This window comes from Xanthomonas sp. NCPPB 3761, assembly GCF_041475705.2.
GTDB classification, from domain to species: Bacteria; Pseudomonadota; Gammaproteobacteria; order Xanthomonadales; family Xanthomonadaceae; genus Xanthomonas; species Xanthomonas phaseoli.
In genome coordinates this window covers 3,626,429-3,641,100 of the sequence record NZ_CM191262.1, presented here as the reverse complement: position 1 = coordinate 3,641,100, position 14,672 = coordinate 3,626,429, and the positions used below count along the sequence as shown (strand labels likewise).

14 protein-coding genes and 1 riboswitch are annotated in these 14,672 nt (G+C 66.6%); of the genes, 13 read left to right on the top strand and 1 reads right to left on the bottom strand.

The window, feature by feature from the left end; genetic code table 11:
* The first annotated feature begins 58 nt into the window (after positions 1-58).
* The 3 genes from clpB (at position 59) to btuB (ending at position 5,752) form a co-directional block, all read left to right on the top strand.
* The gene (gene clpB, locus ACCQ00_RS15820) at positions 59-2,644 is read left to right on the top strand and encodes an ATP-dependent chaperone ClpB (RefSeq protein ID WP_039568147.1); all 2,586 of its coding nucleotides are present in this window, start codon (positions 59-61) and stop codon (positions 2,642-2,644) included.
* Between the two features lie 84 nt (positions 2,645-2,728).
* Positions 2,729-3,310, top strand: coding sequence for a DUF4291 domain-containing protein (locus tag ACCQ00_RS15815; RefSeq protein WP_039568149.1), 582 nt, complete (start codon positions 2,729-2,731; stop codon positions 3,308-3,310).
* A gap of 226 nt (positions 3,311-3,536) precedes the next feature.
* A riboswitch (cobalamin riboswitch) is annotated at positions 3,537-3,760 on the top strand.
* Positions 3,761-3,874: 114 nt separating this feature from the next.
* Positions 3,875-5,752: a TonB-dependent vitamin B12 receptor gene (gene btuB / locus ACCQ00_RS15810; RefSeq protein ID WP_046736118.1), complete on the top strand. Its 1,878-nt coding sequence runs from the start codon at positions 3,875-3,877 to the stop codon at positions 5,750-5,752.
* A 102-nt stretch (positions 5,753-5,854) separates the two neighbouring features.
* On the opposite strand, the gene ACCQ00_RS15805 is transcribed toward btuB, so the two are convergent.
* A complete protein-coding gene (locus tag ACCQ00_RS15805) occupies positions 5,855-6,088 on the bottom strand; it encodes a hypothetical protein (protein WP_017163127.1) in 234 nt (77 codons plus the stop codon).
* Between ACCQ00_RS15805 and ACCQ00_RS15800 the strand changes: the two genes are divergently transcribed.
* The 10 genes from ACCQ00_RS15800 (at position 6,048) to ACCQ00_RS15755 (ending at position 14,281) form a co-directional block, all read left to right on the top strand.
* Positions 6,048-6,641: a hypothetical protein gene (locus ACCQ00_RS15800; RefSeq protein WP_039568154.1), complete on the top strand. Its 594-nt coding sequence runs from the start codon at positions 6,048-6,050 to the stop codon at positions 6,639-6,641. The genes ACCQ00_RS15805 and ACCQ00_RS15800 overlap by 41 nt on opposite strands.
* On the top strand, positions 6,641-7,246 hold the full coding sequence (locus ACCQ00_RS15795; protein ID WP_039568157.1) for a hypothetical protein: 606 nt from the start codon (positions 6,641-6,643) through the stop codon (positions 7,244-7,246). Before ACCQ00_RS15800 ends, ACCQ00_RS15795 begins: the two co-directional genes overlap by 1 nt.
* A complete protein-coding gene (cobO, locus tag ACCQ00_RS15790; protein WP_039568159.1) occupies positions 7,243-7,854 on the top strand; it encodes a cob(I)yrinic acid a,c-diamide adenosyltransferase in 612 nt (203 codons plus the stop codon). The genes ACCQ00_RS15795 and cobO overlap by 4 nt, the downstream gene beginning before the upstream one ends.
* Before the next feature lie 70 nt (positions 7,855-7,924).
* Entirely contained in the window at positions 7,925-8,839 is a 915-nt protein-coding gene (gene cbiB / locus ACCQ00_RS15785; protein WP_039584136.1) for an adenosylcobinamide-phosphate synthase CbiB, read from the top strand.
* A 93-nt stretch (positions 8,840-8,932) separates the two neighbouring features.
* The gene (gene cobD, locus ACCQ00_RS15780) at positions 8,933-9,916 is read left to right on the top strand and encodes a threonine-phosphate decarboxylase CobD (protein ID WP_039568164.1); all 984 of its coding nucleotides are present in this window, start codon (positions 8,933-8,935) and stop codon (positions 9,914-9,916) included.
* Positions 9,913-11,388, top strand: a complete 1,476-nt coding sequence (locus tag ACCQ00_RS15775) for a cobyric acid synthase (RefSeq protein ID WP_039568166.1) — start codon at positions 9,913-9,915, stop codon at positions 11,386-11,388. The genes cobD and ACCQ00_RS15775 overlap by 4 nt, the downstream gene beginning before the upstream one ends.
* A complete protein-coding gene (cobU, locus tag ACCQ00_RS15770; RefSeq protein WP_039568169.1) occupies positions 11,376-11,900 on the top strand; it encodes a bifunctional adenosylcobinamide kinase/adenosylcobinamide-phosphate guanylyltransferase in 525 nt (174 codons plus the stop codon). Before ACCQ00_RS15775 ends, cobU begins: the two co-directional genes overlap by 13 nt.
* Entirely contained in the window at positions 11,893-12,939 is a 1,047-nt protein-coding gene (gene cobT, locus ACCQ00_RS15765) for a nicotinate-nucleotide--dimethylbenzimidazole phosphoribosyltransferase (protein WP_039568170.1), read from the top strand. The genes cobU and cobT overlap by 8 nt, the downstream gene beginning before the upstream one ends.
* Complete coding sequence (locus ACCQ00_RS15760; protein WP_039568173.1) at positions 12,936-13,550, top strand: histidine phosphatase family protein; 615 nt, start codon at positions 12,936-12,938, stop codon at positions 13,548-13,550. The genes cobT and ACCQ00_RS15760 overlap by 4 nt, the downstream gene beginning before the upstream one ends.
* Positions 13,547-14,281 (top strand): adenosylcobinamide-GDP ribazoletransferase, encoded by a 735-nt coding sequence (locus ACCQ00_RS15755; protein WP_017157000.1) that lies wholly within the window; start codon positions 13,547-13,549, stop codon positions 14,279-14,281. The genes ACCQ00_RS15760 and ACCQ00_RS15755 overlap by 4 nt, the downstream gene beginning before the upstream one ends.
* Positions 14,282-14,672: the final 391 nt, after the last annotated feature.

The following is a 14,672-nucleotide window of genomic DNA, read 5'->3' as shown; positions in this document are numbered from 1 at the left end:
CAACCGCATCTGCACGGTATCGCCGGCGCTGCCGGCCACCTGTTCAGAGGATCACCCCATGCGGATGGACAAGCTCACCTCGCGGTTCCAGCAGGCGCTGGCCGACGCGCAGTCGCTGGCCGTGGGCCGCGACCACAACATCATCGAGCCGGTGCATGTGCTGGCCGCGCTGCTCGACCAGAGCGGCGGCAGCACGCGCCCGCTGCTGTCGCAGGCCGGCGTCAACGTGCCGCTGCTGCGCGAGCGCCTGGGCGAGGCGCTGGACACGCTGCCCAAGGTGTCCGGGCAGGAAGGCAATCTGTCGATCGGCAACGATCTCAATCGCCTGCTCAACCAGACCGACAAGCTCGCCCAGCAACATGGCGACGCGTTCATCGCCAGCGAATGGTTCGTGTTGGCCGCTGCCGACGATGCCAGCCCGCTGGGCGTGGCGTTGCGCGCGGCCGGTGGCGACAAGAAGAAGATCGAAGCGGCCATCGACAAGCTGCGTGGCGGCGAAACCGTGCAGTCTGAAAACGCTGAGGAACAGCGCCAGGCGCTGGAGAAATACACCATCGACCTGACCGCGCGCGCCGAGAGCGGCAAGCTCGACCCGGTGATCGGCCGCGACGAAGAAATCCGCCGCACCATCCAGGTGCTGCAGCGGCGCACCAAGAACAACCCGGTGCTGATCGGCGAACCCGGCGTGGGCAAGACCGCCATTGTCGAAGGCCTGGCCCAGCGCATCATCAACGGCGAAGTGCCCGAAGGCCTGCGCGGCAAGCGCGTGCTGTCGCTGGACATGGGCGCGCTGATCGCCGGCGCCAAGTTCCGCGGCGAGTTCGAAGAGCGCCTGAAGGCGGTGCTCAGCGACCTGTCGAAAAATGAAGGCCAGATCATCCTGTTCATCGATGAGCTGCACACCATGGTCGGCGCGGGCAAGGCCGACGGCGCGATGGATGCCGGCAACATGCTCAAGCCCGCGCTGGCACGCGGCGAATTGCATTGCATCGGCGCCACCACGCTGGACGAATATCGCAAGTACATCGAAAAGGACGCCGCGCTGGAGCGGCGTTTCCAGAAGGTGTTCGTGGGCGAGCCGACGGTGGAAGACACCATCGCGATCCTGCGCGGTTTGAAGGAGCGCTATGCGGTGCATCATGGCGTGGAGATCACCGACCCGGCGATCGTTGCGGCGGCCACGCTGTCCAACCGCTACATCACCGATCGCCAGCTGCCGGATAAAGCCATCGACCTGATGGACGAAGCCGCCTCGCGCATCCGCATGGAGATCGACTCCAAGCCGGAGGAACTCGATCGCCTGGAGCGCCGCCTGATCCAGCTCAAGATCCAGCGCGAGATGCTCAAGAAGGAAAAGGACGAGGCCTCGCGGCAGCGCCTGGCCGATCTGGAAAGCGATATCGACAAGCTCGAACGCGAGTTCTCCGACCTCAACGAAGTATGGAAGTCCGAGAAGGCCGCGTTGCAGGGCACCACCAAGATCAAGGAGCAGATCGAGCACGCCAAGCTGGAACTGGAGGCCGCGCAGCGCCGCCAGGACTACGCCAAGATGAGCGAGATCCAGTACGGCGTGCTGCCGCAGCTGGAAAAGCAGATGCTGCTGGCCAACGAAGTGGAGCACCACGACTTCAAGCTGGTGCAGGACCGCGTGACCGCCGAGGAGATCGCCGAAGTGGTGTCGCGCTGGACCGGCATTCCGGTCAACAAGATGCTCGAAGGCGAGCGCGACAAGTTGTTGCGCATGGAAGAGGAGCTGCATCATCGCGTGGTCGGGCAGAACGAGGCGATCAAGGTCGTCTCCGACGCGGTGCGGCGTTCGCGCGCCGGGCTGTCCGATCCCAATCGTCCCAGCGGCTCGTTCCTGTTCCTGGGTCCCACCGGCGTGGGCAAGACCGAGCTGTGCAAGGCGCTGGCCGATTTCCTGTTCGACAGCACCGAGGCGATGATTCGCATCGACATGAGCGAGTTCATGGAGAAGCACTCGGTCGCGCGCCTGATCGGTGCGCCTCCGGGCTATGTGGGCTATGAAGAGGGCGGTTATCTCACCGAGGCCGTGCGTCGTCGTCCGTATTCGCTGATCCTGCTGGACGAAGTGGAAAAGGCGCATCCGGATGTGTTCAACATCCTGCTGCAGGTGCTCGACGATGGCCGCCTGACCGATGGCCAGGGCCGCACCGTGGACTTCCGCAACACCGTCATCGTGATGACCTCCAACCTGGGCTCGCACCAGATCCAGGAGCTGTCCGGCGACGATAGTGCCGAGGCCTATACGCAAATGAAGGCCGCGGTGATGGGCGTCGTGCAGGCGCATTTCCGCCCGGAGTTCATCAACCGGCTGGACGACATCGTGGTGTTCCATCCGCTGGACAAGGCGCAGATCAAGTCGATTGCGCGCATCCAGTTGCAAGGCCTGGAAAAACGCCTGGGCGAGCGTGGCCTCAAGCTGGACCTGGACGATGCCGCGCTGGAGGTGCTGGGCAGTGTCGGCTTCGACCCGGTGTACGGCGCGCGCCCACTCAAACGCGCGATCCAGTCGCAGGTGGAGAACCCGCTGGCGCAGCAGATCCTGTCCGGCCAGTATCTCAGCGGCGATAGCGTGCGTGTGCGTGCAGACGGCGGGCGGCTGGTGTTTACCAAGGACTGAGTACGCATGAGTGCAGATCGTTCCGCGGCATGTGGGGCGATCTGCGAGATGTCATGCAGTGCGGGTGACACCACGAGCGAAGTCATGACGACATCTGTTCCAACGCGACAAATTCGTGCGGTCTACGAAGACAAGACGATTCGGGTCTACCAGGCGTATTCGGACGTCATTGCCGATAGCGCGCTGAAGCATCAAAGGTTCGTCAGTCCGCCATTCAAGATGGAGCGGATGACGTGGGTCAAGCCGTCGTTCCTTTGGATGATGTACCGCGCCGGCTGGGGCTATAAGGACGAAGGCCAGAGGCGCATTCTCGCCATCGACATGACGCGCGAAGGCTTCGAGTGGGCGTTGGCGCACAGCTGCCCAAGCCATCCCGATCCCGGTATGCGTCATGAAGAATGGGAGCTACGCAAGAGCCGTTCCCCGGTGCGGATTCAGTGGGATCCTGAGCGCGATCTGTCGCTGCGGCCGCTGCCGCGTCGCGCCATCCAGATCGGACTCGGCCAGGAGGCCGTCCAGTTGTATGTGAGCGAGTGGATTTGGCGGATCACCGATGTGACGTCGCTGGCGCATCGCATTCACGCGCTTGTGTGTGCCGACGATTTTTCCGCAGCAAGCGCGTTGCTGCCGGACGAAGCGGTTTACGCAGTCGCGCTTCCGGCATAAGTGCGATGAGGGGCGCCGTGCCCGTTGCTGCCCGTCCCTTGCGCTACCGGAGCAGGCAGCGCGCATTTGCTACGCCCTTGCACGCATCCGCCGCTGCGCGCCAGCTTCTCTCCATGAAGGGGGCAATGTCCCGGTAGGAGAAAGCCAGTAGACGATGCGTCGCCGCTGAGGGCGCGTGGCGACGCGCCGGGTTTGGCCGGTTGTCGCAGACCTGGGAGGCGCCTGCTACCATGCGCGCCCCTGAGGTGACTGCCGGTTGGCCGGTGGTTTAAACGGGAATCCGGTGCGCGCGTCGCCTTGGGCCAGGCGCAATTCCGGAGCTGCCCCCGCAACGGTGGGCGAGGTCAGATGCCGCAATACGCCACTGTGCATTCGCATGGGAAGGCGCGGCATCGGAAGCGCCAGCTTCCACTCGCGAGCCCGGAGACCGGCCTGAGGGATTGACCCGGCACGCGGTGGGCGTGGCCTTGCTCGTCTGACGCTGCGCGCCGGACGCCTGGCCCGTTGCTGCCTGCCGCCCGATTGCCCACGCGCGGGTTGGCGCGGTTCCAGGAGCAGCAGTTGATGTCCCTTTCTTCCGTTTCGCCGCGTGGTGCCGTGCTCGCCGTGGGGCTGTCGTTGTGCGTTGCCAGTGCGGCCCAGGCCGAGGCCGCCATCGATCTGGACCAAGTCGTGGTCACCGCCTCGCGGACCGCCCAGACCCAGGACCAGACCCTGGCACCGGTCACGGTGATCGACCGCGCGCAGATCGAGCGTCGTCAGGTCAATTCGCTGCAGGACCTGTTGCGCGGCGAAGCGGGCGTGTCGCTGGCCAACAACGGCGGACCCGGCAAGGCGACCTCGCTGTTCCTGCGCGGTACCGAGGCCGACCAGGTGGTGGTGCTGATCGATGGCGTGCGCATCGGCTCGGCCACCGCTGGCGGTGCGGCGCTGCAGGATGTGCCGATCGAGCAGATCGAACGCATCGAAATCGTGCGTGGCCCGTTTTCCAGCCTGTATGGTTCCGAAGCGCTGGGCGGCGTGATCCAGATCTTCACCCGACGCCCGCAAGGCAGTTTCGTGCCGAGCTTGAGCGTGGCGGCTGGCAGCGACAACGCGCGTCGCTACGGCGCGGGCATTGCCGGGCGCAGCCCGGGCGATCTGAGCGATGCCGGCGGTTGGTATTCGGTGAACGCCGTGCACGACGAAACCGACGGGATCAACGCCTATCTGGATACCGGCTCCAGCGCCTATGACCCGGACCGCGACGGCTATCGCAACGATTCGTTGAGTGCGCAGGGCGGCTGGCGATTCAATCGCCAATGGGATGCCGATGTGAATGCAGTGCGCGCGCAGAGCCGCAACGAATACGACGGCTCGGCCTTCGGCGGCAATCTGAGCAAGGGCGTGCAGCAGGCCATCGGAGGCCGCGTGCGTTACGTGCCGAGCGAGGCGCTCAAGCTCACTGCCAGCGTGGGCAGCAGCGCCGATCTGAGCGATGCGTATTACCAAGGCGCCTACCTGTCGACCTACGACACCCGCCGCAAGCAGGGTGCGTTGCAGGCCGATCTCGATACCGGCGCCGGTCTGCTCACGGTCGGCTTCGATTGGCAGCGCGACGCCATCGCCAGCAGCGACAATTACGATGCCGACAGCCGCATCGACCGCGCCGCATTTGCGCAATGGCAGCAGACGTTTGGCCGCCAATCGCTGCAAGCCAGCCTGCGCCGCAACGACAACAGCCAGTTCGGCGGCAAGACCACTGGCAGCCTGCTGTGGAGATGGGATTTTGCCGAGCATCTGCGCCTGACGGCCAGCTACGGCACCGCGTTCAAGGCACCCACCTTCAACGAGTTGTATTACCCCGATTACGGAAACCCGCTGCTCGGGCCGGAAACCTCCAAGAGTGCCGAGCTCGGTCTGCGCGGTCGCTACGACTGGGGCACCTGGACGCTCAGCGCGTTCCAGACCCGTATCGACGACCTCATCGCCTACGACGCCTCGTTGGTGGATGCAACGCATCCGTTCGGGCAGCCGAACAATATCGATCGGGCGCGCATCCGTGGCGTGGAAGCGGGCTACGACACCGAACTGGCCGGCTGGACCGTGCGCAGCGCGTTGACCTGGCTTGCCCCGCAGGCCGATGGCGAGATCAATCATGGCAACTGGCTGCCGCGGCGTGCGCGCCAGAGCGGACGGATCGATGCCGACCGCAGCATCGGTGCATTCGGTATCGGCGCAAGCCTGTTCGGATCGGGTGCGCGCTACGACGATCTGGCCAATACCGATCGCCTGGCCGGCTACGGCTTGCTGGATCTGCGCGTGAGTTATGCAGTGAACGCGGACTGGAAGGTGCAATTTGCCGCCAACAATGTGTTCGACCGCCAATACGAAACCGCACGCTGGTACGCCCAGCCAGGCCGCAACTATCTGCTGACCTTCCGCTACCAACCGGCGCACTGAGGGCAGCCGACAATACGGCCGCGCAGCCACCGGTTGGTCGTGGGCGGTACCCGGGATCTGCATGGGCCAGGCGGAGACCGCATTTGCTCCCGCTGTCCGCATTTAGCTGGCGATTGCACGCACCATGTTGTTAGCCGGTCCAAGCGCGCCGCCGACCCCGGCGACGCGCAGCTTGGGCCGGGCAGTCGGCGCTTGCCGCTGAATGCAAGGATCGCTACGGTTTGCAGGGGCGATCATTTGCCAGATGTCTGTTGCGCCATCCGGGTGGCGATCGAAAATCTGAAGGAGACCATCGATGCCGCCGTTGTCCCGCTCTTCCGAACGCCTGGTGTTCATCGCTTTAATGCTGCTGATGACCGCGACCCGCTTCCATCATGTCAGTGACTGGCTGCACCTGCCGGATGCATCCATGGCCGTCTTCTTTCTCGGCGGCCTGGCATTGCGGCGGCACGGCTACTTCGTTGCCTTGCTGGGGTTGTCGGTGGCGATCGATTGGGCTGCGGTGCGCCTGGCCGGCGTCAGCGACTTCTGCATCACCGCGGCCTACGCGGCCTTGCCGGTGGCCTATGGCGTGCTGTGGTACGCCGGGCGCGCGTATCACGCACGTGCGCGCGCAAGTGCCGCGTCGCTGAGCATCGCCTGGGGTCTGGGCACCTTGGCCGCCGTGCTGTCGTTCTTGATCTCCAATGGCGCGTTCTACTGGTGGGGCGGGCGCTACACCGACCCGCACTGGGCGCAGTATCTGCAGCGCGCCTGGCAGTGGGGGCCGCTGTTCGTGCGCACGACAGCGCTGTATCTGGCGGTGGTGCTGGCAGCTGCATGGTGCGTGCTGCGCTGGCGTCATCTGCACGCCGCAACGCCGTTCGCCACGCCATCGGAAGTGTCGTGATGATGGCGCGGCGCGCTGCAGCGACACCGTTGCCGTTGCAAGGCGGTGCGGCCAGAGCATGCGGCATCGCACTTGCCGGCTTGATGGTCTGTGCGCGCGGCGAGCATTTTGCGCATGCGGATGCGTTGCCCACGGCCTCATGGGCGGTATTTTTTCTGGCCGGTGCACTGCTACGCCCGCTGTGGATGTTGCCCCTGCTGTTCGGGATCGTATCGCTGCTGGATCTGATCGGCCTGGCCTCGGGCAGCAGCAGCGACTGGTGCCTGTCGCCGGCGTACTGGGCTTTGGCGTTGGCGTACGCCGTGTTGTGGTGGGGCGGGCTACTGTTTGCATCGCAACTGCAGCGCCAGGCCTGGCGTCGTGTCACCCGGCCGCTGTTGGCGTTGCTGATCAGCGGCAGCGCCGCCTATCTGCTGTCCAAGGCCGGTTTCTATTTCCTGTCTGGTCGCTACCCGCATGCCACGCTGAGCGGGTTCATTGCGCACATGCCGGCGGACTATCCACACGCCCTCGCAACACTGGCCGGCTATGTCGGCCTGGCCTTCGCCCTGTTGGCTGCACACCGCGCCGCTGGTGCACGTCCACCCATGGGAGCACGCGCATGACCACCCCCGAGCATGATCAAGCGCATTACCGCGAACGTGCGCAGCGCAAGAAGGAACTGGTCGACCGGCGCATCGCACGTGCAGTGATCGACCGCGGTGTGCTGCTGGTCAATACCGGCAATGGCAAGGGCAAGAGCTCGTCCGGCTTCGGCATGCTGGCGCGCTCGCTTGGGCATGGCCTGTATTGCGGCGTGGTGCAATTCATCAAGGGCACGTTTTCGACCGGCGAAGAAGCGTTTTTCCGTCGCTTTCCGGATCTGATCGATTACCACGTCATGGGCGAAGGCTTCACCTGGGAAACCCAGGACCGCGCACGCGACATCGCCGCCGCGCAGGCGGCCTGGCAGCTCGCACGCAGCATGCTGGCCGATGCGCGCTACGACTTCGTGCTGCTGGACGAACTCAACATCGCCCTGGTGAAGGACTACATCGCGCTGGATGAGGTGCTCGCTGCGGTGGCCGCGCGGCCGCCCGGCCAGCATGTGGTGATCACCGGGCGCGGTGCGCCGGCCGGGTTGATCGAGGTCGCCGACACCGTGACCGAGATGCGCCTGGTCAAGCACGCCTTCAATGCCGGCATCAAGGCGCAACTCGGCATCGAGCTGTAGCCGTGAGCGAATGCGTGCAACGTCTTGTTTGGCTCGGCATGTGTGCTGGCATGCGCCGGGACTGCACGCCATGCTGCTGGTGACGGCCACTGCTGCGGTGCTCCTGGATTTGCTGCTTGGCGAGCCGCGGCGCGGCCATCCGCTGGTGCTGTTTGGCACCTGGGCGCAACGTGTCGAAGCGCGCTTGCACCGCGACCGTCGCAGCGCCGGCGTCCTGGCGTGGTGCGTGAGCGTGTTGCCGTTGACCTGCGTCGCTGCAGTGGTGCAATGGGGGCTGTGGTGCGTGTCGCCCTGGGCGGCTGCAGGGTTTGCCGCGATCGTGCTGTATCTGGCGCTGGGCCTGCGTAGCCTGGGCGAACACGCGCAAGCGGTGATCGATGCGCTGCGAGCGACCGATCTGTCTGCCGCCCGCGCTGCAGTGGGCCGTATCGTCAGCCGCGATACGGCCGCACTGGACGCGACACAGGTCGCCGCCGCAGCGACCGAGTCGGTCTTGGAAAACGGCAGCGATGCCGTGTTCGCCGCGCTGTTCTGGGGCATCGCGCTGGGCGCACCGGGAGCGGTGTTGTACCGGCTGTCCAATACGCTGGATGCCATGTGGGGCTATCGCACACCGCACTACGTCAACTTCGGCTGGGCTGCGGCGCGCATCGACGATGCATTGAACTGGCTGCCGGCGCGGCTGACCGCAGCGACCTACGCGGTGCTGGGTCGCACCCGCGCGGGCATGCGCTGCGCGTGGCGGCAGGGACGCGGCTGGAAGAGCCCCAATGCCGGGCCCGTGATGGCGGCGGGCGCAGGCGCGCTGCATGTCCAATTGGGCGGGCCTGCGCCGTACCACGGCCAGTGGCAGGCCCGCCCCGTACTGGGCGAGGGCACGGCAGCAAGCGCAAACAGCGTGCAACGCGCATTGCGGCTGGTGCGTGCCGGTGTCGCGTTCTGGCTGCTGCTGGGCGTGCTGGCCACCGCGCTGGCGATGCGATGATCGGCATGCGGATGGCCTGGCGCTTGACCAACACGCACCGGCGCGCCGTCTACGCCGGCGCAGATCGCGCCAATCCATCACCGGGGGCGCGTCATGCTTGAACATGGCGGGCGCCTGCGCCGCGCTGCGCAGGCTTACGACATTCCGCTCGCGCACTGGCTGGACCTGTCCACCGGCGTGAGCCCGTTCGCATGGCCGGTGCCCGCCATTCCGGAGCACGTGTGGCAGCGCTTGCCGGAAGACGACGATGGCCTGGCAGCGTGCGCGGCTGCCTATTACCGCGCGCCGCAGGCACTGCCGGTAGCCGGTTCGCAGGCGGCGATTCAGGCCTTGCCGCTGCTGCGTGCGCCCGGCCGCGTCGGCGTGCTCACGCCTGGCTACGCCGAGCATGCGCAGGCATGGCAGCGTGCCGGACATCAGGTCGTGCCGATGAGCGCCGCGCAATTGCTGCACGCAGGTGAGACGCTGGATGTGGCCGTGCTGATTCATCCCAATAATCCATGCGCCGACCGCTTCGATCCCGACACGCTGCTGCAGCTGCATGCGCGGCTTGCAGCACGCGGCGGGTGGCTGGTGATCGACGAGGCCTTCATGGACGCGACCCCGCAACACAGCGTCTGCGCCTTCACCCGGCGGCCCGGTCTGGTGGTGTTGCGCTCGGTGGGCAAGTTCTTCGGCATGGCAGGCGCACGTGCGGGCTTTGTCTGCGCAGATCGCACACTGCTGGAGGCCCTGCGCGAACGCCTGGGGCCATGGACGCTGAGCGGCCCGGCGCGGTGGGCCGTGCAGCAGGCATTGGCCGATACGCCATGGCAGGTGCAGGCACGTGCGCGCCTGCACGCGGCATCGCAGCGGCTTGCGCAGCTGTTGCATGCGCATTCGATCGTACCTACCGCAGGCACGGCGTTCTTTCAGTGGTGCCGGCGCGACGACGCAGCTGCACTGCACGTCGCGCTGGCGCAACGCGGCATCTTGACGCGGCTATTCGACACACCGTCCAGTCTGCGCTTCGGCCTTCCACCCGATGCCGCGGGCGAAGCGCGCCTGGATGTGGCACTGCGCCAGGTGCTAGCATGAGCGCGCGCGTGCTGATGGTGCAGGGCTGCACCTCCGATGCAGGCAAGAGCACGCTGGTGGCCGCGCTGTGCCGGTGGCTGCATCGTCAGGGCATTGCGGTGGCGCCATTCAAGCCGCAGAACATGGCGTTGAATTCGGCGGTGACGGTGGACGGTGGCGAAATCGGCCGCGCGCAGGCATTGCAGGCACAGGCATGCGGGCTGGAGCCGCAGACCGATTTCAACCCGGTGTTGCTCAAGCCCAACAGCGATACCGGTGCGCAGGTGATCGTGCATGGGCATCCGGTCGCCACGCTGGATGCGGTGGGGTATCACGCCTACAAGGCGACTGCATTCAACGCGGTGCTGACCTCGCACGCGCGCCTGGTCGAGCGCTTCGATGTGGTGCTGGTGGAAGGTGCCGGCAGCCCGGCCGAGATCAATCTGCGCGCCAACGACATCGCCAACATGGGCTACGCCGAAGCGGTGGACTGCGCCGTCATTCTGGTGGCCGACATCGACCGCGGCGGCGTGTTCGCCCATCTGGTCGGCACGTTGGCGTTGCTCTCGGCCAGCGAGCGCGCACGCGTTGCCGGTTTTGTGATCAACCGGTTTCGCGGCGATCTGGCGCTGCTGCAGCCCGGCCTGGCGTGGCTGGAGCGCGAAACGGGCAAGCCGGTGCTCGGCGTCCTTCCGTATCTGCACGGCCTGCAGCTGGATGCCGAAGATGCGGTGCCACGCAACGCGCCGCAGAAACCACAGTCGCAATTGCGCGTGGTGGTGCCGGTGCTGCCGCGCATCAGCAATCACACCGACATCCACGCCTTGCTGGCGCATCCGCAGGTGGATGTGCGCTTGATCGGTCCTGGGCAGATGCCGCCACCGTGCGATCTGATACTGCTGCCGGGCAGCAAATCCACCCGGCACGATCTGCAGTGGCTGCGCACGCACGGGTGGGACACCGCCATTGCCCGTCACCTGCGCTACGGCGGAAAACTGCTTGGCATCTGCGGTGGACTGCAGATGCTGGGCACCCATCTCCACGACCCGGATGGGATCGAGGGCGCAGCGGGCAGCAGTACCGGCCTTGGATGGCTGTCGCTGCAAACCACGCTGCAACCGTACAAGCAACTGCATCGCGTGCACGGGCGCCTGCTGCTGGGCGATGCCAGTGTCAGCGGTTACGAAATCCACTGCGGCATCAGCAGCGGCGCTGCGCTGGCTCGGCCATTGCTGCAGCTGGACGATGGGCGTACCGATGGCGCCATCTCCGACGATGGCCAGGTGCTGGGTACCTATGTGCATGGTGTGTTCGACCACCCGCAGGCGCTGGCTGCATTGCTGGCGTGGGCCGGTCTGGCGCAGGCTGCGCCACTGGATCTTGCCGCGCTGCGCGAAGCCAGCCTGGAGCGTCTGGCCGATGCGGTGCACACGCATCTGGATACCGTGGCACTGACACGCCTCATCAGCAGGGAACCGGCATGCGGCAACTGATTCTTGGTGGCGCCCGCTCGGGCAAGAGCGCGTTGGCCGAGCGCCTCGCGGTAGCGTCCGGGCGCGCAGTGACCTACCTGGCCACAGCGCAAGCCTTCGATGACGAAATGCATCGGCGCATTGCCCATCACCGCAGCCAACGCCCAGCGCATTGGCAGTGCGTGGAAGAGCCCATCGCGCTGGCGGCAAGCCTGCAGGCGCATGCCGCGCCGGATCGCTGCGTGCTGGTGGATTGCCTGACCCTGTGGCTGAGCAACCTGCTGGGTCACCCGGAGACGGGCGTGTTCGCGCGCGAGCGCGACGCGCTGCTGGCAACGCTGCCGCAGTTGCCGGGGCAGATCCTGCTGGTCAGCAACGAAGTGGGGCAGGGCATCGTGCCGATGGGCGAACTCACGCGTCGGTTTGTGGACGAGGCTGGCTGGCTGCATCAGGCATTGGCGCTACAGTGCGAGCGTGTGGTGTGGGTGGTGGCAGGGTTGCCGATGGTGTTGAAGGAGAGCGCGTGTGAGTAGCGATTGGATCTTTGGTGCCTGTGCAGTGCCGGATGCGCGCATGCGCTCCGCCGCGCTCGCCCGGCAGGAACAGCTGACCAAGCCGCCTGGCGCATTGGGCCGGCTGGAACACCTGGCAGTGCAGCTGGCGGCCTGGCAACGCACCGAACGGCCCGGCGCGCAGCGGGTCTGGATCGCGGTGTATGCCGCCGACCATGGCGTTGCGGCCGAAGGGGTGTCGGCGTTTCCGCAAGCGGTCACCGGCGAGATGGTGCGCAATTTCGCACGCGGTGGCGCCGCCATTGCGGTACTGGCGCGCGAGCTGGGCGCGCGGCTGGAAGTGGTGAATCTGGGCGTGGTCAACGACCCCGGCGACCTGCCGCGGGTGCGGCGTGCCTGGATCGCACCCAGCAGCGCCAATATCTGCGAGCAGCCGGCGATGACGGCCACCCAGCTGCGCGATGCGCTCGCCGCCGGTGCCGACAGCATCGCGCAGGCCAAGAGTTGCGATACCCAGCTGTTTGTCGGCGGCGAGATGGGCATCGGCAACACCACCGCCGCCGCGGCGCTGGGCTGCGCCTTGCTGTCGCAGTTCCCGCAGGCGATGGCCGGCGCAGGCACCGGCCTGGATGCCGAAGGCATCGCGCACAAGGCCACCGTGATCACGCGTGCGCTGGCCCTGCATGCCGATGCATCGAGCCCGCTGGAGCGTCTGCGCCGGCTGGGCGGATTCGAAATCGCTGCGCTGGTCGGCGCCTATATCGCCGCCGCGCAGGCCGGCATCCCGGTGCTGGTGGATGGCTTCATCACCACGGCGGCGGCACTGGTGGCCACTCGCCTGAATCCCGGCGTGCGCGAGTGGTTGTTGTTCGGGCATCGCTCGCAAGAGCGTGGACATGCAGCGCTGTTACGCGCAATGGATGCCGAGCCCCTGCTGCAACTGGACCTGCGTCTGGGCGAAGCCAGCGGCGCGGCGGTGGCGATTCCGCTGCTGCGCAGCGCCTGCGCCCTGCACAACGGCATGGCGACCTTCGCCGAAGCCGGGGTGTCGGACGCATGAGTGCGCAGATCACCTTGCTGCGGCATGGCGACACGGGGCAACGCAGCTATCGCGGCCAGCTCGACGACCCGCTCACCGAACTGGGCTGGCAGCAATTGCGTGCGGCCACAGCCGACGGCGCGTGGCATGCAGTCGTCGCCTCCACGCTGCAACGTTGCGCGTTGTTCGCTACCGAACTGGCCCAAGCGCGTGCCATTCCGCTGCAGCTGGAGCCGCGCCTGCGCGAATATCACTTCGGCCGCTGGCAGGGCGTGCCGGTGGCCGATATCGACCGCGACGAAGGACAAGCGCTGGGCCGCTTCTGGGCCGACCCGCTGCGCCACCCGCCACCGCAGGCCGAGCCGTTTGCCGATTTCTGCGCGCGCCTGTCGTCCGCGCTCGATGCCATCGTCGTCCGCTACCCGGCACAGCGCGTGCTGGTGGTCACCCACGGCGGCGCCATCCGCGCCTTGCAGTGCCTGGTCGCCGGGAGTGGTTTCGGTCGGATGACCGAACTGGCAGTGCCGCATGCGTCGCTGCATCCGCTGGCCTGGCCGCCGACCGACGCGGCTGGCGCCGTGGGGTCGCCGTTCTCATCCACCGCAGTGCCGCCGGCGCACGACACCGAATGATCGATGGGTTGCTGGCGGCGATTGGGTTCCTGACCCGCATCCCGGTGCCCGCCCGGGTGTTCACGCGCGCAGGCGCGCAGGCGCGCTCGCTGTGCTGGTACCCGCTGGTGGGCGTGTTGCTCGGTGGGGTGGTGTGCGGCTTGGCCTGGTGCCTGCGCGAGGTTGCGCCATTGCTCGGCGCAGCGCTGCTGTTGAGCGCCTGGGTGTGGCTGACTGGCGCGTTGCATCTGGATGGCCTGGCCGACACGACCGATGCCTGGGTTGGCGGCATGGGCGAGCGCGCACGCACACTGGCGATCATGAAGGACCCCACCAGCGGCCCTATGGCAGTCACCGCAGTGGTGCTGGTGTTGCTGCTCAAATGCGCCGCCTTGGCCAGCCTGCTGGCGCAGGCGCCGACCACGCTATGGCTGGCGCCGCTACTGGCGCGCAGCGCGCTGGTTGCCGCGTTCCTGAGCATGCCGTATGTGCGGGCAGGCGGGCTTGGAAGCGCGCTGTTGGGCGCCCCACGGGCAGGCCTGTGGCTGGCGCTGAGCGCCGGCACCGCGGTGTGCAGCGTTGCCGGGCTGGCGACCGCGGCGTTGTGCGTCGGCATCGCCGCACTGGTGTTCGCACTCTGGCGCCGCGCCTGCCTGCAGCGCCTGGGCGGCATGACCGGCGATACCTGCGGTGCATTGGTGGAACTGACCGAAACGGCCGTGCTGGTGACGCTGGCGCTGTGGTCGGCTTGACCAGGCAGGCGCTGCAGCTGACGCAATCGTCCTCCCGACTGATGACCCCAGCCCGCGCATCGTCTGCGTCTGCGTAGCGGCCGTGGGCGCTGCGACCAACCGCATCCGTCAGCGCGCGTCATCTGCTGACGTTATCTGCTGAGTTCCCCGGCGCAGGTGCAACGCCAGCGTCGCTCGTGGCTTCCCGGCACTCAGAGAAGCCCCTCGCTTGGTCTACAAGCCTAACGAGGGCGTTCCGCAACAAGGCTTAGCATTTCTGACCTCGCTGCAGCACAATCGACCTGGAAGCGGCTGGTTACGGCAGAAGCTTCAAAATTGCGTACTCAAATTTTGAGAACGTCTTGATATCAGTAACATACGTGCGCGGTAGAACGCGAGTTTGTAAAACGGG